General features: G+C 67.0%; 17 protein-coding genes. 11 read left to right on the top strand and 6 right to left on the bottom strand.

Translation table 11 applies throughout. The annotated features are described in order from the left end of the window. The first annotated feature begins 37 nt into the window (after nucleotides 1–37). Nucleotides 38–511: a DUF1990 domain-containing protein gene (locus BST17_RS17325; protein WP_083060132.1), complete on the top strand. Its 474-nt coding sequence runs from the start codon at nucleotides 38–40 to the stop codon at nucleotides 509–511. Nucleotides 512–513: 2 nt separating this feature from the next. On the opposite strand, the gene BST17_RS17320 is transcribed toward BST17_RS17325, so the two are convergent. The 4 genes from BST17_RS17320 to BST17_RS17305 form a co-directional block, all read right to left on the bottom strand. Beyond that, nucleotides 514–1,281 (bottom strand): enoyl-CoA hydratase/isomerase family protein, encoded by a 768-nt coding sequence (locus BST17_RS17320; RefSeq protein ID WP_083060131.1) that lies wholly within the window; start codon nucleotides 1,279–1,281, stop codon nucleotides 514–516. A gap of 1 nt (nucleotide 1,282) precedes the next feature. Further along, nucleotides 1,283–2,365 carry an acyl-CoA dehydrogenase family protein gene (locus tag BST17_RS17315; protein ID WP_083060130.1) on the bottom strand — a complete coding sequence of 361 codons (1,083 nt, stop codon included), beginning with the start codon at nucleotides 2,363–2,365 and terminating at the stop codon, nucleotides 1,283–1,285. Beyond that, a complete protein-coding gene (locus tag BST17_RS17310) occupies nucleotides 2,352–3,236 on the bottom strand; it encodes an acyl-CoA dehydrogenase family protein (RefSeq protein WP_083060129.1) in 885 nt (294 codons plus the stop codon). Before BST17_RS17310 ends, BST17_RS17315 begins: the two co-directional genes overlap by 14 nt. A gap of 71 nt (nucleotides 3,237–3,307) precedes the next feature. Continuing rightward, nucleotides 3,308–4,360, bottom strand: a complete 1,053-nt coding sequence (locus BST17_RS17305; RefSeq protein ID WP_083060128.1) for a phosphotransferase family protein — start codon at nucleotides 4,358–4,360, stop codon at nucleotides 3,308–3,310. An 81-nt stretch (nucleotides 4,361–4,441) separates the two neighbouring features. Here BST17_RS17305 and BST17_RS17300 point away from each other — a divergent pair, with 81 nt between their 5' ends. The 4 genes from BST17_RS17300 (at nucleotide 4,442) to BST17_RS17285 (ending at nucleotide 11,648) form a co-directional block, all read left to right on the top strand. Then, nucleotides 4,442–6,934: a glycogen/starch/alpha-glucan phosphorylase gene (locus tag BST17_RS17300; protein ID WP_083060127.1), complete on the top strand. Its 2,493-nt coding sequence runs from the start codon at nucleotides 4,442–4,444 to the stop codon at nucleotides 6,932–6,934. Nucleotides 6,935–6,975: 41 nt separating this feature from the next. Then, the gene (locus tag BST17_RS17295) at nucleotides 6,976–9,345 is read left to right on the top strand and encodes a phosphoketolase family protein (RefSeq protein ID WP_083060126.1); all 2,370 of its coding nucleotides are present in this window, start codon (nucleotides 6,976–6,978) and stop codon (nucleotides 9,343–9,345) included. A gap of 411 nt (nucleotides 9,346–9,756) precedes the next feature. Continuing rightward, nucleotides 9,757–10,416 carry an Abi-alpha family protein gene (locus BST17_RS17290; RefSeq protein WP_083060125.1) on the top strand — a complete coding sequence of 220 codons (660 nt, stop codon included), beginning with the start codon at nucleotides 9,757–9,759 and terminating at the stop codon, nucleotides 10,414–10,416. Beyond that, entirely contained in the window at nucleotides 10,413–11,648 is a 1,236-nt protein-coding gene (locus BST17_RS17285; protein WP_083060124.1) for a DUF445 domain-containing protein, read from the top strand. Before BST17_RS17290 ends, BST17_RS17285 begins: the two co-directional genes overlap by 4 nt. Here the strand turns inward: BST17_RS17285 and BST17_RS17280 are convergent. Then, entirely contained in the window at nucleotides 11,626–12,936 is a 1,311-nt protein-coding gene (locus BST17_RS17280) for an NtaA/DmoA family FMN-dependent monooxygenase (RefSeq protein ID WP_165762294.1), read from the bottom strand. The two genes, BST17_RS17285 and BST17_RS17280, sit on opposite strands and share 23 nt — an antisense overlap. After that, nucleotides 12,933–13,886: an LLM class oxidoreductase gene (locus BST17_RS17275; RefSeq protein WP_083060123.1), complete on the bottom strand. Its 954-nt coding sequence runs from the start codon at nucleotides 13,884–13,886 to the stop codon at nucleotides 12,933–12,935. The genes BST17_RS17280 and BST17_RS17275 overlap by 4 nt, the downstream gene beginning before the upstream one ends. A 162-nt stretch (nucleotides 13,887–14,048) precedes the next feature. Between BST17_RS17275 and BST17_RS17270 the strand changes: the two genes are divergently transcribed. From BST17_RS17270 to BST17_RS17245, 6 genes are all read left to right on the top strand, one after another. Further along, nucleotides 14,049–15,002, top strand: coding sequence for an ABC transporter permease (locus BST17_RS17270; RefSeq protein ID WP_234807712.1), 954 nt, complete (start codon nucleotides 14,049–14,051; stop codon nucleotides 15,000–15,002). Next, nucleotides 14,999–15,850: an ABC transporter permease gene (locus BST17_RS17265; protein WP_083060122.1), complete on the top strand. Its 852-nt coding sequence runs from the start codon at nucleotides 14,999–15,001 to the stop codon at nucleotides 15,848–15,850. Before BST17_RS17270 ends, BST17_RS17265 begins: the two co-directional genes overlap by 4 nt. Before the next feature lies 1 nt (nucleotide 15,851). Continuing rightward, a complete protein-coding gene (locus BST17_RS17260) occupies nucleotides 15,852–17,459 on the top strand; it encodes a dipeptide ABC transporter ATP-binding protein (protein ID WP_083060121.1) in 1,608 nt (535 codons plus the stop codon). Further along, nucleotides 17,459–19,087 carry an ABC transporter substrate-binding protein gene (locus tag BST17_RS17255; RefSeq protein ID WP_407937753.1) on the top strand — a complete coding sequence of 543 codons (1,629 nt, stop codon included), beginning with the start codon at nucleotides 17,459–17,461 and terminating at the stop codon, nucleotides 19,085–19,087. Before BST17_RS17260 ends, BST17_RS17255 begins: the two co-directional genes overlap by 1 nt. A 5-nt stretch (nucleotides 19,088–19,092) precedes the next feature. Further along, the gene (locus tag BST17_RS17250; RefSeq protein ID WP_083060239.1) at nucleotides 19,093–20,307 is read left to right on the top strand and encodes an acyl-CoA dehydrogenase family protein; all 1,215 of its coding nucleotides are present in this window, start codon (nucleotides 19,093–19,095) and stop codon (nucleotides 20,305–20,307) included. Between the two features lie 68 nt (nucleotides 20,308–20,375). Next, on the top strand, nucleotides 20,376–20,891 hold a 516-nt coding region (locus BST17_RS17245; protein WP_133053552.1), incomplete at its 3' end, for a DUF222 domain-containing protein.

Genomic DNA, 20,891 nt, shown 5'->3' with positions numbered 1-20,891 from the left:
GCCCGCGCCGGATGCATGACGCTGCCATAGTGGAGCGGTGGACCTGACCTATCCGGAAGTGGGTGCGACGAACGGCCCGCTGCCGGCCGGCTATCAGCACGTCCACGTCTCGGCGGTGATCGGGCACGGCCGCGCCCGCTTCGAGGAGGCCGCCGACGCGGTGCTGCACTGGGGCATGCAACGCGGCGCCGGGGTGCTGGTGCACGCCGATGCCGCATCCGCCGCCGTCGGCGCCGAGCTGACCGTCGGCTTCTGGCCGCTGCGCGCGCCGTGCCGGGTCGTGTACCTGCTCGACGAACCGGACCGGCGCGGGTTCGCCTACGGCACCTTGCCGGGACACCCCGAGACCGGTGAGGAGCTCTTCGCCGTGCGCTATGACCCGGCCGACGGCTCGGTACACGCCGAGGTGACCGCGTTCGCCCGGCACGCGACGTGGTGGAGCAAGCTGGGCGGGCCGGTGACCCGGCTGGCGCAGCGGGTGATCACCCGCCGTTACCTGACCGCGGTATGACGTTATTTGTTGCCCTGCAACAGCTTCGCGACATTGTTCTTCAGGTCGTCGGTGCCGAAGGTGAGCTCCTCGGCGGTGGTGGCGTAGTCGAGGGTGATCGCCACCTGACGCTCCAGCTGCATGTTCAGGATGCGCTTGGTGGATTCGACGGCCTTCTGCGGTAACTCCAGAATCTTCCTGGCCGCGGTCAGCGCCTCGGCCAGTGGATCGGCCACCACATGGTTGGCCAGCCCCAGTTCGACCGCCTTCTGCGCGGGGATGCGAGCACCGGTGAGGGCGTACTCCTTGGCCTGCAGGATGCTCATCTGCATCGGCCACACCAGCGGGCCGCCGTCGGCGGCGACCAGACCGACCTGCACGTGCGGGTCGGCCAGGAATGCCCGCTCCCCCATGTAGACGATGTCGCTCAACGCCACCACGCTGCACCCCAGCCCGACGGCCGGCCCGTTGACCGCGGCGATCACCGGGATGCGGCAGCGCGCCATGCCCATCACGATCTCGCGACCGTCGGCGATGGTCTTGGCGCGCAGGTCGGCATCCTGGCTGATCTGCTGGATGTAGTTGAAGTCGCCGCCGGCCGAGAACGCCTTGCCTGCACCGGTGATCACCGCCGCGCGGGCGGTGCGGTCCTGGCTGAGCCGGCTCCAGATGCGGGCCAGGCCGACATGCAGATCGTCGTTGACGGCATTGAGCTCGTCGGGCCGGTTCAGCGTGATGATCCGCAGCGGGCCGTCGGCCTCGACCTGGATTTCGTCGGGCATGTCGTACATGTCACACCGCCATTCTCAGGATTCGGCCCGCGATGATGTTCTTCTGGATCTGCGAGGTGCCGCCCATGACGCTCTGGGACCGGCTGTAGAGGTAGGTGCTGAACAGGTCGGGGTCACTGGTGCCGGTCTGCGCCAGCACCGCATGACCGACGGACTGCTCCACCCAGGTCATCAACAGTTTGTCGATGGAACCCTCAGGGCCGTGCGATATCCCGTCGAGTTGCTCGGAGAGCCGGCGGCGGACGTGCTGACGCAACACCTGCACCTGCACGGTGGCCCAGGCCAGTTCGTCGCTGGGTTCGCTCTTGCGCGCCAACTGGTTGACCGTCTTTTCGTAGCGGGCGGCGTATCCCAGTGTGGACGGTTCGCGTTCGTGACCGACCACCGTCATCGCCAGTGCCCATCCGTCACCGGGATTGCCGACCATCTGGCTTGCGGGTACCCGGGCCCCGTCGAACAGCACCTGGCCGAACTCGTTGCTGACACCGTTGATCATCTTCAGCGGTCGCTGTTCGATACCGGGCTGGTGCATGTCGACCAGGAATGCCGAAATGCCCTTGTGCCGCTTGACGTCCTTGTCGGTGCGTGCCAGCAGCAGACACCAGTCGGCGACATCGGAGTAGCTGGTCCAGATCTTGTGCCCGTTGATCACGTACTCGTCGCCATCGAGGGTGGCGGTGGTGGTCAGCGAGGCCAGATCCGACCCGGCGCCGGGTTCGGAGAACCCCTGGCACCAGCGTTCGGTGCCGTCGATCATGCCGGGTAGGAAGCGCTGCTGGATCTCCTCGCTGCCGTGCCGGCCCAGCCCGGTGACCAGATACCCCAGGCTCGGTCGCGGCGGAGCGCCGGCGCGCGCCAATTCCTCGTCGACGATAACGTCGTACACCGCGGGCAGTTCCAGGCCACCGAACTTCTTCGGCCACGTCGCCCCGAAAAATCCTGCCGCGTGCAGAGATTGGTGCCACTCGCCCTGTCGGGCCCAGTACTCCTCGGTGGATTTGGGGAAGTTGGGCGCCTGTTCGGTCAGCCAGCCACGCAGCCGTTCGCGGAAGGCGAGTTCGGCTTCGGAGTCACGAAAGTCCAACGGAGATCTCCTTCAACGCCACCGGCCACAGCCCGGTGGAGACCAGTACCCGGCGCAGGTAGACGTGCGCCGCGCATTCCCAGGTGTTGCCGATGCCCCCGTGCACCTGGATCGACGTCTCGCAGACGGTGTGCGCGGACCGTGCGCAGTACACCTTGGCCACCCGGGCCGCTTCCAGCGCGACGGCGGGCTCTTCTTCGTCGACGGCCCAGGCCGCGTACCGCAGGATGCTGATCGAGCCCTCGATCAGCACCAGGCTCTCGGCGAGCATATGCGCGATGGCCTGATAGGAGCCGATGGCCTTGCCGTATTGCTCGCGCATCTTGGCGTAGTCGGTCGCCAGGTCGAAGGCGCCGCGCGCGGCGCCGAGGATATCGGCCGCGGTGACCACCAGCGCGAGCGCCTGTGCGCGCAGGACCTTCTCGTCGTCGAGCGCGCCGGCCGGGGTCAGCTCGCCGGCGGCGGCCTGCCAGCGGGTCAGGTCGACGCCGGGGGCCGCCGGACCGAGCGCGACGGTCCCGACGGTGGGCCCGTCGAGCGCCACACCCTCGGTGATGCCCCGGGCGTCGGGCGCGATGTCGCCGACGACGATCGTCGCGCCGGTGTGCCCGATGTCATCGGCCAGGACGGGTCCGAGGAACGGCACGTCGACCAGGCCGCGGCCGAACTCCTCGGCGACGATCGCCACCTCCACGCCCGAGGCGCCGTCCGAGCGCAGCGACCGCCATCCGGTCGAGGCCACCGTCTTCTCCAGTCGGGCGACGCGCTGGCCGTCCTCGAGCTCAACGACGGCGCCCGGGCCGAGGTCATCGGCGAGCTTGGCGGCCGCGTCCCGCAGTTGCTGCTGCTCACTGGTCAGCCGAACATCCATGAGAGGAGCCTATCCTTTCTGGAGAATCCGATTCTCATATGGCCAGAACTTTACTACCAGATGGGCTTTTGTCACAGCCCGCCGGCCAGCTCCCAGGCTCGCCGGGCCAGGTTGCGGTACCGGTCGCGGAACAGAGCGGTGCCCGCCCTCGAGTCCGAGGCGTTGCCGTCCAATCCGCGCCGCCATACCCCGGCGACAATGGCGGCCAGCCGGAACATCGAGAAGACCACGAAGATCGGCAGGTCGCCGGGAATGTCGCGGCCGGCCGCGCGGCAGTACTCGGCGACGAACTCCGCCTCGTCGGGCATGCCGGTTCCGGACAGATCCTCGCCCGCCACGCCGGTCGACGGGTCACCGTCACCGGGCAGGTGATAGGTCATGGCCGCATAGCCCAGATCGGCCAGCGGATGGCCGATGGTCGACAGTTCCCAGTCCAGTACCGCCACGATGCGCGGCTCGGTGGGATGCAGCAGCACATTTCCCAGCCGGTAGTCACCATGGGCGATACAGGCGTCGTCATCGGCGGGCAGGTGCGCGGGCAGCCAGGCCGCCAAGGCTTCCATTTCGGCGCACTCCTCGACCTTGACGGCCGCCCAGGTCCGCGTCCACAGCGCCACCTGCCGGGCCAGATAACCGTCCGGGCGGCCGTAGTCCGACAGGCCCACCGCTTGCCAGTCCACCGTGTGCAGCCCAGCCAGCACGCGGGCCAGATCGCGGTAGACCGCGGCACGTTCGGCCGGTGTGCCGTCGCGCAGCACCCGGTCGGGGAAGATCCGGCCCGGCACGTGGTCCATCACGAAGAACGGGGTGCCCAGCACCGACTCGTCGGTACACATCACCCGCATCCGGGGCACCGGCACCTCGGTGTCGGCCAGCGCGGACATCACCCGGTACTCGCGGCCGACATCGTGGGCCTTGGGCAGCAACTCCCCCGGTGGCTTCTTGCGCAAAACGAATTCGCCTGCCGCAGTGTGCAGGTGGAAGGTCGGATTACTCTGACCGCCCTGGAACTGCCGGATCCGCACCGGACCGTCGATGCCGTGTCCCGCCAGGTACCGCACCAGGGCGTCCTCGTCGAATCGGTGCTGGGGCAGGACGTCGACGAGTTCGGGTACACCGGACATCCCGGCAGCGTCTCACATCCGTTAACCGGGCCGACGCTCATTGAGCGAGCGCCGTGCACGCCATCCTGCAAGACTTCGATCATGACCGATCTCGTCGCGCCCACGCCAGCGTATGAACCCAGCCGCACCGGACTGTCGGCCGACGCCCTGCGACGGGCCATCATCGACCACATCCGGTATTCGATCGGCCGGCCCGCCGCGGCGCTGCGCCCGGAGCACTACTACCGGGCGCTGGCCCTGGCCGTCCGCGATCGCATGCAGGACAACCGGGTGGCCTCCACCCAGACCTCGCTGGACCTGGGCAGCAAGGTCACCTGCTATCTGTCCGCCGAGTTCCTGATGGGCCCACAGCTGGGTGCCAACCTGCTCAACCTGGGCATCGAGCAGGCCGCCCGCGCCGCGCTCGCCGAGCTGGGCCAGGACCTGGAGGAAATACTGGACTGCGAGGAGGAACCGGGTCTGGGCAACGGCGGCCTCGGCCGGCTGGCCGCCTGCTATCTCGACTCGCTGGCCACCCTGGAGCGCCCGGCCATCGGATACGGCATCCGCTACGAGTTCGGCATCTTCGACCAGGAGCTGCAGGACGGCTGGCAGGTCGAGAAGACCGACAATTGGCTGCTCAACGGAAACCCCTGGGAGATCGCCAAACCCGATGTGCACTACCCGGTGCTCTGGGGTGGGCACACCGAGCGCTACCACGACGACGCCGGCGTGCTGCGGGTTCGCTGGATACCGCACCGCGTCATCCAGGGCGTCGCCTATGACACTCCGATCCAGGGATACGGCGTCAAGACCTGCAACGTGCTCACCCTGTGGAGCGCCCGGGCGGTGCAGTCCTTTGCGCTGGAGGCCTTCAACACCGGCGACTACTACAAGGCCGTCGAGGAAGAGGTCACCTCGGAGACCGTCACCAAGGTGCTCTACCCCAACGACGAGCCCGAGGTCGGCAAGCGACTGCGACTGCTGCAGCAGTTCTTCTTCGTGTCCTGCTCGCTACAGCATGTGCTGCACATCATGGACGACCTGGCCGAGGCCTCGGTGCACGACCTGCCGAAGAAATTCGCCCTACAGCTCAACGACACCCACCCCTCCATCGGGGTCGCCGAGCTGATGCGTCTGCTCGTCGACGAACGCCGACTGGACTGGAACACCGCCTGGGGCATCACCGTGGCCACCTTCGGTTACACCAACCACACGCTGCTGCCCGAGGCGCTGGAGAAATGGCCGCTGAGCATCTTCGGCGAGAGCCTGCCGCGCCACCTGGAGATCATCTACGAGATCAACAGCCGTTTCCTCGACGAGGTCCGCGCCCGCTTCCCCGGCGACGAGGACCGGGTCCGCCGGATGTCACTGATCGGCGAGGACGGCGCCAAGTCCGTGCGGATGGCCCACCTGGCCACCGTGGGCAGCCATGCCGTCAACGGGGTCGCCGCACTGCACTCGGAGTTGCTCAAGGACAGTGTGCTCAAGGACTTCTACGAGCTGTGGCCCGAGCGGTTCTCCAACAAGACCAACGGCGTCACCCCGCGCCGCTTCGTCGCGCTGTCCAATCCGGGGCTACGCCAACTGCTGGACCGTACCGTCGGTGACGGCTGGCTGACCCACCTGGACCGGTTGCGCGGCCTGGAGGCCTTCATCGATGATGACGGTTTCCGAGCCGAGTGGCGGGGTGTCAAGCGCGCCAACAAATCGCGGCTCGCCGACTTCGTCTACGCCGAGACCGGCGTGGAACTGGACCCGACCTGGCTGTTCGACATCCAGGTCAAACGTATCCACGAGTACAAGCGTCAGCACCTCAACGTGCTCAACATCGTCACCCAGTACCTGCGGATCAAGCACAACCCCGGTATCGACATGGCACCGCGGGCCTACATCTTCGGCGGCAAGGCCGCACCCGGTTACTTCCTGGCGAAGCGGATCATCAAGCTGATCACCGCGGTCGGCGACATGATCAATTTCGACCCCGAGGTCAACCGGTTCATGAAGGTGGTGTTCCTGCCGAACTTCAACGTGCAGAACGCGCATCTGATCTATCCGGCAGCCAACCTGTCGGAGCAGATCTCGACCGCGGGCAAAGAGGCCTCCGGCACCGGCAACATGAAATTCATGATGAACGGCGCACTGACCATCGGCACCCTCGACGGCGCCAACGTCGAGATCCGGGAGGAGGCCGGCGCGGAGAACTTCTTCCTGTTCGGTCTCACCGTCGACGAGGTGGAGGAACTCAAGCGGAGCGGTTACCGGCCGGCGACCTATGTGGCCGCCGACCCGGAACTGCGATCGGTCCTCGATCTCATTGCCGGCGGCCATTTTTCACACGGCGACACCGAGGTGTTCCGGCCACTGATCGACAATCTGATCCACGACGACCCGTTCCTGGTGCTGGCCGACTACGCGTCCTACGTGCAGTGCCAGGACCGGGTCAGCGCCGCCTGGCAGGATCGCGACGCCTGGTCCCGGATGTCGATCCGCAATACCGCGCGCAGCGGCAAGTTCTCCTCCGACCGCGCCATCGCCGAATACTGCGACGATATCTGGGGCGTGCACGCGGTCACCGTGACCAACGGGAAATGACGCGAGTGTTTATGTTCACCGCGGCGTGGTAGGCCTGAGGGATGACTGCATCCACCCCCTTGACCGATGATGAAGTCACGCTCCTCGACGCGTACTGGCGCGCCGCCAACTATCTGTCCGTCGGACAGATCTACCTGCTGGACAACCCCCTGCTCCGGGACGGCCTGTCCCCCGAGCACGTCAAGCCCCGTCTGCTGGGGCACTGGGGCACCACACCGGGGCTCAACCTGCTCTACACCCATCTGAACCGGGTGATCCGGCAACGGGATGCCGACGTCATCTACATCACCGGCCCGGGACACGGCGGGCCCGGACTGGTTGCCAACGCCTATCTGGAGGGAACCTACTCCGAGGTGTACACCGGCATCGGCGAGGACATCGACGGACTGCGAAAGCTGTTCCGGCAGTTCTCTTTCCCTGGCGGTATCCCCAGTCACGTGGCCGCCGAGACGCCTGGGTCCATCCACGAAGGCGGGGAGCTCGGCTACGCGCTGGTGCACGCCTACGGCGCCGCCTTCGACAACCCCGACCTGGTGGTGGCCGCCGTCGTCGGCGACGGTGAGGCCGAGACCGGGCCGCTGGCCGCAAGCTGGCATTCCAACAAGTTCCTCGACCCGGTCCGGGACGGCGCCGTGCTGCCGATCCTGCACCTCAACGGATACAAGATCGCCAACCCGACGGTGCTGGCCCGCATCCCGGCCGAGGAACTCGACGCCCTGATGCGCGGCTACGGCTACACCCCGATCACCGTCGCCGGCGACGACCCCGCCGAGGTGCACCGCACGCTGGCGGCCGCACTGGACGACGCCTTCGACCAGATCGCGGCCATCCAGCGTGCTGCCCGCGAGGACGGCCAGAGAGGTCGGCCATTGTGGCCGATGATCATCCTGCGCACCCCGAAGGGGTGGACCGGGCCGCGCGAGGTCGATGGCAAGAAGGTCGAGGGCACCTGGCGCTCCCACCAGGTGCCGCTGTCGGAGACCCGCACCAACGCCGAGCATCTGGAGGCGCTGCGGGAATGGCTGCAGAGCTACCGGCCCGAGGAGCTGTTCGACGAGACCGGGGCACTGCGCCCCGAACTCCGCGCGCTCGCTCCCACCGGTACGCGGCGGATGAGTGCCAACCCGCATGCCAACGGCGGGGCACTACTGCGTGACCTGGATCTGCCGCCCATCGCCGACTATGCCGTGGACGTGCCCGCCCCGGCCAGCGCCACCGGTGAGGCCACCCGGGTCCTGGGCACCTACCTGCGCGATGTGATCGCGCGCAACGCCGACAATTTCCGTCTGATGGGTCCCGACGAGACCGCCTCCAACCGGCTCGCCGCGGTATTCGACAAGACCGACAAGGCCTGGCAGGCAGAACAGTCCGCCGATGACGAGCACCTGTCGCCGGACGGGCGGGTCATGGAGGTGCTGTCGGAGCACATGTGCCAGGGCTGGCTGGAGGGGTATCTGCTGACCGGCCGGCACGGCTTCTTCAGCTGCTACGAAGCGTTCGTGCACATCATCGATTCGATGGCCAATCAACACGCCAAGTGGCTGTCCAGCAGCAACCATCTGGACTGGCGCAGGCCCATCGCCTCATTGAACTACCTTCTGACGTCCCACGTCTGGCGCCAGGACCACAACGGCGCGTCCCACCAGGACCCCGGATTCATCGATCACATCGCCAACAAGCGGCCCGAGGTGGTGCGGGTGTACCTGCCGCCGGACGCCAACACCCTGCTCTCGGTGGCTGACCACTGTCTGCGCAGCCGCCAGTACATCAACGTCATCGTCGCCGGGAAGCAACCGGCGCTGAACTACCTGACGATGGATGAGGCGGTCGCGCACTGTACCCGCGGCGCCGGGATCTGGGAGTGGGCGGGCACCGAAGGTGGCCTCGGGGCGCCCGATGTGGTCCTTGCCTGCGCCGGCGACATCCCGACGCTGGAAACCCTTGCCGCGGCGGACATCCTGCGCCGAAGGCTACCGGAGCTTGCCGTGCGGGTGGTCAACGTGGTGGACATCATGCGGCTGCAACCGGAGTCCGAGCACCCGCACGGGATGGCCGATCACGAGTTCGATGCGCTGTTCACCACCGACAAGCCGATCATCTTCGCCTACCACGGCTACCCCTGGCTGATCCACCGGCTGGCCTATCGCCATGCCAATCACGACCAACTGCATGTGCGCGGGTTCAAGGAGCGCGGCACCACCACCACCCCGTTCGACATGGTGATGCTCAACGACCTCGACAGGTTCCATCTGGTGATCGATGTGATCGACCGGGTCGCCGGGCTCGGCAGCAACGCCGCCGGGCTGCGCCAGGAGATGGTCGACGCGCGGTTGGCCGCCCGGCTCTACACCCGCGAACACGGCGAGGACGATCCCGCCATCACCGGGTGGACGTGGGAGCGGCTGGACTGACGTTTTCTTCCCGCGTCGTACGGGTACCCGATACTGCATCCGGTCGACCGAAAGGAATACCGTGATGCCGACACCGGCAAAGAACAACTCGACCCGACCCGATGCCATGCGCAATTGGGTACTTGTGCCGATCGTCACATCCGTCTTGCTCACGATCGCCGCCATTGTGCTGCTGCTGGCCAACAGGTAGTCGGTCGCGACGCGGATTCAGCGGCGATCCGCCCGCCTCGGCACGTGATCATCCGCTCTTGCCGAGTTTGCCCACGCGATCGTTCAACATCGACACCTGCTCGTGCACGTGTGCGCATTCCGCACACAGGCTTACTGATTCGGCAATTTTGCGCCATCGGGCCGGCGTGCAATTAGTGTGCTAGCCGTGGCAAAAACGGTGGGGGCAACGCGGGCGGGTCGATGGACCTCGAAGGTCTGATCGGCGGCGGGCTGACCCTGCTGGGCGGCGTCGCCAGACGTGCCCCGTTCGCCGGCGACGTGCTGCCATTGCTCGCCGACGCCGAACGTGCAGTGGTGCGGGTCGCACGCCGGCACCTGAGCGACCTGGAACCGCCCGCGGTCACCGCCACACCGGATGACGACCCGGCCTCCCCGAACGCCGTGCTGCGGGCCCTGCTCGACCGGTCGATGTACACCAGCCCCGACAAGAGCCGCGATGCGCTCTATCTCGATTTGCTGAATGCGCTGGTGCCCGATGAGGCCCGCATCCTGGCCGCCCTGTCCGACGGGTCGGCGTATCCGGTGATCCACATCGCCGAACCCGGCACCGGGGGCGCCCCGGCGTTCGCCTTGAAGAACGCCTCGACCATCGGGCGGTCGGCCGGGGTGTCGTTGCCCCGCTACACACCGCTCTATCTGACCCGGATGCTGCGCCTCGGACTGGTCCGTCTCGGACCGGAGGCATCATCGATGTACGACGAATACGAGATGCTGCTGACCGATTCGGCGGTCAACATCGCGGTGGCCACCGCGCGCCGTGGCGTGCGTGCCGCGCGCGTCGTGCGGCGCACGGTGCGCATCAGCGATCTCGGCCAAGAGCTGTGGGAGGCAGCCAAATGAGCGATTTCTGGGCCAACGCCTTCGCCTACCCGGTATGGGTGTACTTCACCATCCCGTTCGGCGCGGCGTTCGTCGGCTGGATCACCAAGATCCTGTGTTTGAAGATGATGTTCTATCCCGTCGAGTTCAAGGGCATCAAGCCCTATCTCGGCTGGCAGGGCCAGATTCCGAAGCGGGCGCCGAAAATGGCTGCCGTCGCGGTGGATTCGCTGACCTCCGGCATCCTCAAACCCGAGGAACTGTTCGACAAGATCGATCCCGACGAATTGGTCGCCGAACTCGGCGAACCGTTGCGCGAGGCCGCCGAGGAACTCGTCGACACGATGATGATGTCGTTCCAGCCGCAGGTCTGGCGTGCCACCCCGGACCAGGTGAAGCAACTGATCGTCGCCAACGTCGAAGGCCGCATCCCGGCTGCCGCCCGCGGGATGTTCGAGGAGTTCCGCGGCCAGGTCGACCAGATCTTCGACATCAAACACATGGTCGTGACGAACTTGGTGCGCGACAAGGCCACCCTGAACGCGGTGTTCCAGGACATCGGCCGGCCGGCCTTCAAGTTCCTGATCAAATCCGGCCTGTACTTCGGATTCATCATCGGCGTGGTGCAGATGCTGGTGTTCGGGGTCACCGGTTGGCATCTGGCGCTGCCGCTGTTCGGTCTGATCACCGGCGGTCTGACCGACTGGGTGGCACTGCAGATGATCTTCCGGCCGCTGGAACGCAAGAACGTGTTCTTCGGCATCAAGTGGCAGGGAGTGTTCCAGGCGCACCGCAAGGAGGTCATCCGGGGCTACGCCGCGTTGATGGCACGGGAGATCTTCACTCCCAAGGCCATCATGGAGAGCCTGCTCACCGGGCCGATGTCGGACAAGTTCTTCGACATCATCCAGGCCGAGATCGGCCGCACCATCGACAGTCAGATGGGTTTCGCCGGCCGGGTCATCAACGTCCTCGGCGGCCGCCAGTACCAGGAGATGAAGGTTCAGATCGCCAACTCGATCATCGAGCGACTGCCCGAAACGTCCTCCTACATCGAGGAGTACGCGGCCAGCCGGCTCGATCTGGAGAACGTGATGATCGAGAAGATGGACGGCCTGGACTCACAGTCCTATGAGAACCTGCTGCGCCCGGCGTTCAAGGACGACGAGTGGATCATCGTGGTGCTCGGTTCGGCGCTGGGTTTCCTGTGCGGTGAGCTACAACTGCAGCTCATCCTGCTGCTGGCGCACTGACCCGGTGGGTCGGTAGCCGATGGCCGGTGAACCGTTCGCGCAGCGTGGATTCGGCGTAATCGGTGCGGAACAGGCCGCGGGCCTGCAGTAGTGGCACCACCTCGTCGACGAAGATCTCCAAGCCGTCGGGGAAGACATCGGGCATCAGATTGAAACCGTCGGCGGCACCGGCTCGGAACCATCCCTCGATGGTGTCGGCGACCTCGACCGGGGTACCGACGATCACCCGATGCCCGGAACCGCTGAACTCGACCAGCGTCTGCCGCAGTGTCAGCCGCCGGTTGCGGGCCAGCCGCACCACCGATTCCCGGAATCCCAGCGACGCGCCGAAGGTGGTGGGGTCGCTGACCTCACCGAGCAAACGCGCGGGCAGCGGCTCGTCCAGCGGGAGGCCCGAGAGGTCCTCCCCCAGGGTCTGCGACAGCCGGTCCAGGTCGTGCCCGGCGGGCAGCAATGCGTTCTGGCGCTCGTATCGTTGCTGCGCCTCGGCCGGGCTGTTGCCGATGGTGGTGATCAGCCCGGGCAGGATCTTGACGGCATCGCGACGCCGGCCGTGCGCGACCGCGACGTCCTTGACGTGCCGGTAGTGCTCGATACCGGCAGCCAGATCCAACTCGGCACTGAACACGGCATCGGCGGCGCGGCCGGCCAGCTCGCGGCCCTGCGGGGAGCCACCGGCCTGCACCAGCAGCGGGTAGCCCTGCGGTGACTGGCGCTGCGGTAGCGCCCCCACCACCGTGAAGAACTCACCCTGATGGTCGATGCCCCGGCCACCGTTGTCGGCCGCATCGCGCCACAGCGCCTGCACCACGTCCACGAACTCGGCGGCCCGCCGGTAGCGGGTAGGCCGGTCCGGATAGTCGGCCAACCCGAAGTTGCCGCCCGCCGGCACCGAGTAGGTGGTCACCACATTCCAGCCGAGCCGCCCGCCGGAAAGTTGATCCAGGCTGAGCAACCGGTGTGCGAGCTCCACCGGATCGTTGAACGTCGAGGAGAGCGTGCCGATCAGACCCAACCGCTCGGTGGCCGACGCGACCGAGGCCAGGATGACGCTGGGCTCCAGCGCCTGCGACGGGCGTAGTGCCGGATGCTCACGCAGGGCGGGGCCGTCGGCCAGGAACAGCGCGTCGAGCTTGCCGCGCTCGGCGATGCGGCCCATCCGCACGTAGTACTCGGGATCGGCGAACGAGGTGGGCGGCTCGCTGGTCAACCGCCAGGACCCGGTGTGGATCCCGACGTTGAGGACATTGACGTTGAGGATGACGTGCCGGCGCAGCGGTCGTGTCACAGCCGGCCTCCCGGTGTCGCGACGGAATCGAAGACGGCGCGGTGCGCCGACAGGTCCGGTACTGCCGGCACCGGCAACCCCAGCCGCTCGCGCAGTGTGCCGGTGCCCGGTTCGCCGAGCACGCCGCGGGCCCGGGCCGCCGGCACCACGAGATCGAGCACCCGCTCCAGGATCCCGGGTGCGATGCGCAACAGGACACCGGTCGCCGACGGGATGCGTGCGACCCGGTCCAGGGCGGCGTCGATCACTTCGGCGGCGCGCACCCGGACCACGACCGGCGCCCCGCCGGGAACCGGATCGCCGTCCTCGATCACGGCGAGGTCGGCACCCAGCGCGTCGGCATGCCGCCAGATCGGCAGGTCACCCTGCACCGAGCCCGGGACGTTCAGCGGTCCGGCGATGGCATAGCCGTGGGCGATGTCGGCCCGCCGGATCCGTGTGACATCGGCGAACACCCCGGCGTCGGTGTCACCGACCACCGACTCCAACGGCCAAGTGCGCCAAAGTGTCCGCACCGCGGTCACCGCGTCCGCGGTGTGATCGGCGGTGAGATCGGCACCGGTCCAGGTATCGGTGACGGCGTTCAACGCGGTGCCGTGATCGAAGTCGAGCGCCAGCCAGCCCACCCGTCCGCGGGCGGCGTGATCCACCGAGATCAGCCGCCTGGCCAGGTTGTAGGGATGATCACGGTGACCGGCCGCGGCCACCACCAGACCCAGCCGACGGCTCGCACGGGCGGCGAACGTCGCGATCAGCGACGGGTCCAGGGCCACCGTGCCGGACTGGGCGGCTTCACCCCGTTCGGCCCCGATCACCCAGTAGTCCACCCCGGCGGCCTCCAGACGGCGCACCAGGTCGGCGATCACCCGGCTCGGTTGTTCGACAGCTGTCCTGCGGTCGGCGATCCCGTCACCGACCACCTCCACCCCCAACGACAATGGCTTGGCCATGGGCACGACGCTACGGAATGTCCGTCCCCCCACAACGGTTGCGATCACCGCAACCCGAAATGACCGCGGGCCCAACAGTTAAGCTGAGCTGAAGTATCGGCTTAAAAGTCCTTAAGGGCCGAATCATTATGTCCCGCGCGATGTGTCGCTAGCTTTGCCCGGGTGTTGAGTTCCACACTGCGCCGGGTTGCCCAGTCGATCGTCGTGATCGTCCTGGCCTACACGGCCGTCTTCTTCGTGCTGAACGTGCTCCCGGGCGACCCGATCGAACAGCAGATATCAAATCCGGAGAACCCCATCTCCGATGCCGACGCCGACATCCTGCGCGACTACTACCGGCTCAGCGAGCCCGCAATAGTCCAGTTCGGCATCTCGGTACAGCGGCTGTTCACCGGCGATCTCGGATTCTCACTCAACAGCGGCCAGCCCGTATCCGAACTGCTGGCCCATGCACTGCCCTCCACGCTGGCACTGGCCGGGGTCGCCTTCGTGCTGGCCGCCGCCCTGGGCCTGGTGATCGCGCTGGCCGCGGTGTTCGCGCCCTGGCCACCGGTCCGCGAGGCCGCCCGGTCGCTGCCCCCGGCATTCCTGTCACTGCCGGTATTCGTCACGGGTCTCATTGTCCTGCAGTTGTTCTCGTTCAACCTGGGGTGGGTCTCCGCGGTCCGCGACGAGGGTCTGCGGTCGACACTGCTGGCCGCGGTGCCGCTGGCATTACCGGTGGCCGCGCCAATCGCCCAGGTACTGATTCAGGGACTGAGCAATGCCGCCGGTCAGCCGTACGTCGAAGTGTTGCGCGCCAAAGGGCTGAGCGAGAACCGGATCATCTTCGGCCACCTGTTGAAGAACGGATCCATCCCCACCGTCACGATCGTGGCGATCACCGTCGGTGAACTGCTCGCCGGATCGGTCATCACCGAGACCATCTTCAACCGCACCGGCATCGGTTATCTCACCGAGACCGCGGTCCGCAACCAGGACACCCCGATCATCCAGGCCGTCGTCATCACGGTGTCGGTGACCTTCGTGGTGATCAACTTGCTCGTCGATGTGCTCTACCCGCTCATCGATCCACGCATCCGCAGCACGCCCGATACCGAGGTGGTCCCGGCATGACCGTCATCGACGCGGCTCCCACCCCGGCGGCCACCGCACGGGCGCCCCGCCGCCGCACGCTCACTCTGTGGGATGCACCCCCGGTGCTGTTTCTCCTGCTGGTGACGGCGATGATCATCGCGCCCACGCTGATCGCGCCGTACGACCCACTGCAGGAGAATCCCGACCTGGCACTGGCCGGCCCCAGTCTGGCTCATCCGTTCGGTACCGACTACATCGGCCGGGATCTGCTGAGCCGGGTGGTTGCCGGCACCGCGGCGACCATCGCCGGATCCTTCATCGCCGTCGTGATCGGCTTGGTGGCCGGCACCATCCTCGGGCTGCTGGCCGCGTATTTCGGACGGGCCACCGATAGCATCATCAGCCGCATCATCGATGTGCTGCTGTCCATCCCGACCCTGCTGCTGTCCATCACGATCATCGTCGCCCTCGGGTTCGGGACCGTGAATGCCGCCATCGCCGTCGGGGTGTCCTCCATCGCGGTCTTCGCCCGGCTGGCCCGGTCCGAGGTGCTGGCCACCCGGCACCTGCCCTTCGTGGAGGCCAGCGAGCACCTGGGCGCGGGACATCTGACCCTGCTGTTCCGGCACGTGCTGCCCAACTCCTACTCGGCCGTGCTGTCGCTGGCGGCCCTGCAGTTCGGCACGGCCATTCTTGCGATCGCATCGCTGAGCTTCCTCGGTTACGGCGCGCAGCCGCCAGACCCGGAATGGGGCCTGCTGATCTCCGAGGGCCGCAACTACATCAACTCCGCGCCCGGACTGGTGTACTTCCCGGCCATTGCCATCGTGCTGACCGTCATGAGCCTGTCCCGGCTCGCCCAGCTCATCCGAAAGAAGGTCGGTTGACATGAGTTCTGCTGCGCTGCTGTCGGTTTCCGGACTGCACATCGAATACACCACGCGTTCGGGAGTGCGCCCCGTCGTCCGTGACGTCGCACTGGACGTATCACCGGGCGAGGTGGTCGCGGTGGTCGGCCAGTCCGGCTCGGGAAAATCCACCATCGCCCGCGCGGTGCAGGGTCTGCTGCCCGAGAACGGCCACATCACCGCCGGGGAGATCCGGATCGCCGGACGGGACGTGACCGCACTGCCCCAGCGCGAGTGGCGCAACCTGCGCGGCGCCTCCGTCGGCTTCGTCCCGCAGGATCCGCTCGGTTCGCTGGATCCGCTGAAGAAGGTCGGCGACCAGGTGGCCGAGGTCCTACTGGTGCACGGTATCGCCGCCCGCCAGGACGCCCGCCGTCGCGCGGTGGAACTGCTCGACCGCGTCGGCATCCCGGACCCGCAGCGTCGGGCCGGGGACTATCCACATCAACTCTCCGGCGGACAGCTGCAACGCGTCCTGATCGCCATCGCCATCGCGGGCGACCCACAGCTGCTGGTGGCCGACGAACCCACCTCAGCCCTCGATGTGACCGTGCAGCAACGCATCCTGGACCTGCTCGACGAACTGCGTGCCGAGCGCGGCCTGGGAGTTGTGTTCATCACCCATGATCTCGCGCTCGCCGAGCACCACAGTGACAGCGTGCTGGTGTTGCACGACGGTCAGGTGCGCGAGGCCGGCCGCACCGGTGCCGTCCTGATCGACCCCCGAGATGATTACACCCGCCGGCTCATCGCCGACGCACCCGCGCTGACCCCGGACAAGTACGCCCGGTCCGAGACGGCACCGCGTACGGCAGAGCCGATACTGCAGCTGACCGATCTGGTGAAGCGGTACGGCCCGCACACCGTGCTCGACGAGGTGTCCCTGCGCGTGCACACCGGCAGCATCCACGCGCTCGTCGGCGAGTCCGGATCCGGCAAGACCACGGTGGCCCGAATCCTGGCCGGGCTGACCGATTTCGACGCCGGACAGGTACGCGTCGACGGCGCCGTCGGGCGTGCGCACCACATCCTGAGCCGGGCACGCCAACGCGCCCAGGCGCGCGTCCTGCAGATGGTGCAGCAGAACCCGACCGCGGCACTGGATCCACGGTTCAGCATCGAAGACGCCGTCGCCGAGCCGTTGCGGATCAACCGCATCGGCTCGCGTGCCGACCGACGCCGCGAGGTGCTGCGCGCGCTCGATCAGGTGGGGCTGCCCGCGGCCTTGACCGACCGCAAGCCCCACGAGATCTCCGGCGGGCAGCGCCAGCGGGTGGTGCTGGCCCGCGGCCTGGTGCTCAATCCCCCGGTTCTGGTGCTCGACGAGCCGACATCCGCTCTCGATGTCACGGTGCAGGCCCAGGTGGTCGACCTGCTGATCGAGTTGCAGCGTGAGCTGGCGTTGACCTACCTCTTCATCTCGCACGACCTGAGTCTGGTGCGCCAGATCGCCGATGAGGTCAGCGTGCTCGAACACGGCAGACTGGTCGAAACCGGGCCGGTGTCAGAGGTGTTCACGGCGCCGTCGGCCAGCTACACCCAGCGCCTGCTGGACGCGGTGCCCGGCACACCGGTGCGGGCCGCATGATGCGCGTGCGTCGCATCGCTGCCGTCGCGCTGGCCGTGCTGGTGAGCGCCTGCGGCACCGCAGACCCGGCACCGGTGTCGGACACCAACGCCAAGGGCGGCCACCTGACGTATCTGGATGCCGAGGCACCGGCCTCATTGCAGATCCAGGTCAGTTACTGGCAGAACAGTCTGCTCAAGGATCAACTGCTCGACCGGCTGGTCTACCAGGATCCGGAGACATTCGAGTTCGTACCGTGGATCGCCGAGAGCTGGACGGTGGACGATCCGCACCTGGTGTACGAGTTCACCATTCGCGACGGCGTGAGCTACAGCGACGGCCAGCCGGTGGATGCCGAGTCGGTGCGCCGCAACCTGGAATGGCAGGCGAACGGGGACAAGGACAAGGGCATCACCCGCAACACCTATTTTCCGAAGGTGCAATCCATCGAGGCCGACAACGACCGGCGCACCGTCCGGGTCACGCTGGAGAAGCCGTACGCACCGTTCATCGCCGTGCTGACGCTGAACACCGCCGGTCTGGTGGCCGACGCCACCATCGACGCCACCAAGGAGGAGCAGTCGATCATCACGAACCTGATCGGGTCCGGCCCCTTCGTCGCGCAGTCGCAGATTCCCGACAAGGAGATCGTGCTGGCCAAGCGGCGCGGGTACGACTGGGCACCGGCGACCGCCCCGCATCAGGGCGAGGCTTATCTGGACACCATCACCGTCATCCCGGTGACCGAGGACAGTGTGCGCGTCGGCGCGCTGCGCGCCGGACAGGCCGATGCCATCCGCTATTCCCAACCCCCGGACGAGAAGCTGCTGGCCCGTGAGGGTTTCGATGTCCGTGGACTGCGGACACCGGGGCTGGCCAACACCCTCGACATCCGGCAGAGCGCACCGTTCCTGCGTGATGTCAACGTCCGCCGCGCCATCGGCTTCGGTATCGACCGCAACGAGATCCTGAGCACGCTCTACACCGAGAACTGGAAACCGGCGCAGAACATCGTGACCAGGAACTTCCCCGGTTATGTCGATCGCAGCGATGCGGTGCGCTATGACCCTGCCGAGGCGGTCCGACTCCTGGAGGAGTCCGGCTGGACCGAGGTCGACGATCAGGGATACCGCGTCAAGAACGGTGAGCAGTTGGCCGTGAAGATCTACGTCGATGTGTATGACCACACAGCGAAGCCGATGTACGAGCTGATCCAACGCCAACTCGGACGGGTCGGCATCCGGCTGGTGATCCGACAGACCGACTTCGCCAACTATCCGACCGCGAGCATCGAAGACTCGGTGGGATTGCGGCGCAATGGTTGGCCGACCGCGGACCCAGTGCGGTTGTGGCAGAACTACGACAGTGAAGGTGGTGACCTGTACGCCCTCGACGGTGCCGATCCGACCATCGACCGGCTGCTGCGAGCCCAGATCAGCGCCACCGACCCGCAACAGCGCCTGGAATTGCTGAAGGAGTACAACAACTACATCATCGACAACGCGTACTCGGTACCGCTGCTGGAGGACACCCAGATATTCGCGGTGGCACCGCGCGTACAGGGCTTCGCCAACGCCGCCAACTCGGTGCCGTGGTTCTACAACACCTGGATAGACAACTCAGCGGTGCCCGCCTCCGGAGAGGAATGACCACCATGACCACCGAATTCGTGATCGATCGAATCCCACCGGTGCACAGCGCAGAACTGCGAGACGTGCTCGACACCATCGCCGCCGACCATCGACGCCGACTCGCCGAGGGCGGGCTCGTGCCGCCGACGTTGGGCCTGCAATTGATTCGTGAGCACCGCCTCGGCGCGGTCCGGCTGGCCGCCGAGCTCGGTGGCGCCGGCTACACCGTGCCCGAGTTCTTCGCGTTCGCGATCGCTCTGGCCGAGGCCGACCCCGACCTGACGCACATCCTGCGCGTGCATTTCGCGTTGACCGAGGAATTGCAGCGGGTGACCCAGCGTAACGGCGCCGGACGCTGGTTGAGTCTGATCGCCGAGGGGAAGATCATCGGGGGCACCAACTCCGAGCTGTCCAGCGCCACGGTCGGGGCGCAGAAGTACGACACCAAACTGACCGGCGACGCCGGCGATCTTCGGTTGACCGGGCGCAAGTTCTACAGCACCGGAGCGCAGTTCTCCGATTACATCCGCGTCGGCGCGGAGGATCAGAACGGTGCGCCGGTCGGCGTGATCGTGCCCGTCGACCGGGCCGGGATCGTGCATGCCGATGACTGGGACGGTATCGGTCAGCGCCATACCGGCAGCGGCACAACCATCTTCGAGGATGTGGCGGTGGCCGAGGACGAGGTGATCCGGTTGGGCACCACCATCGGTGTCGATCGTGCGCGCGGTGCGCTGGTGCAGCTGTATCTGCATGCCATCGCCGCCGGCATCCTGCGCTCGGTCACCACGGACGCTGCCGCACTGGTCCGCGGTAGGCACCGGACGTACACCTTCGCCGCCGCGGACACCCCGGCGGCGGATCCCCAGCTGCTGGAGATCGTCGGTGAGATCGATGCGATCAGTTACACCACCGAGGCTGTGGTGCTCAGCGCGGCAGACGAATTGAGCCGGGCGCTGGAGGCCGGCCGCGTCGGCGGGATCGATGCGGAGCTGGAAGCGAAGGCGTCCATTGCCGCGGCGCGGGTCAAGGTCGGCATCGAGGAGCCGGCCCTGCGGGCCGCATCCCGGTTGTTCGATGCCGGAGGTGCATCGGCGATCCGGGCATCGACACATCTGGACCGGCACTGGCGAAATCTACGGACCCTGTTCTCGCACAACCCGACCGTGTACAAGGCGCGGGTGCTGGGCGATATCGCGGTCAACGGCGCCGCCCTACCGGACACCGGGTTCTTCTGAGTATTTCGGCAGGTAAACCGTTGCCGTACAGGGCAGTACTTGTCGGTGGGCCACCGTAAGATCAGGGTATGTCCGATGGTCGAGATGTGGGGACCCACCTCGATACCGCGCGCGACCAACTGCGCGCCGAACGAGCGGCGGTGGCCGCCAAGGTGCTGGCCGCCGGACGGTTCGCCCTGGCCCGGATGGCCCAGCTCGGCCACGCCTTCGACGATCTGATCGTCGATGACTGGGAACTGGCCGCTGCCGAGCTGGGCATCAGCCGCGGCCGGGCCACCACCCTGATCACCCAGGGCCGCGACCTACTCACCCGACTGCCCGCCGTCGCCGAGGTGTTCGCCACCGGAACCGTGGATCTGCGGGTGCTGCGGCTCATCCTCACCCGCACCGCCCTGATCATCGACCCCGACATCATCACCGTCCTCGACACCCAACTCGCCACCAAGACCCCGTCCTGGAACGCGCTGTCGGATGAACGGATCGCCGATCTGATCGACTGGATGATCGTCGACGTCGACCCCGAAGCGGTGCGCCGCGCCCGAAACGCCCGCCGGCGCCGCCACCTGAGCATCGACCCGGTCGGC

It is taken from the genome of Mycolicibacterium bacteremicum, from assembly GCF_002086115.1.
GTDB classification, from domain to species: Bacteria; Actinomycetota; Actinomycetes; order Mycobacteriales; family Mycobacteriaceae; genus Mycobacterium; species Mycobacterium bacteremicum.
The sequence above is the reverse complement of the archived record's forward strand: the minus strand, read 5'-3'. Positions and strand labels throughout refer to the sequence as shown.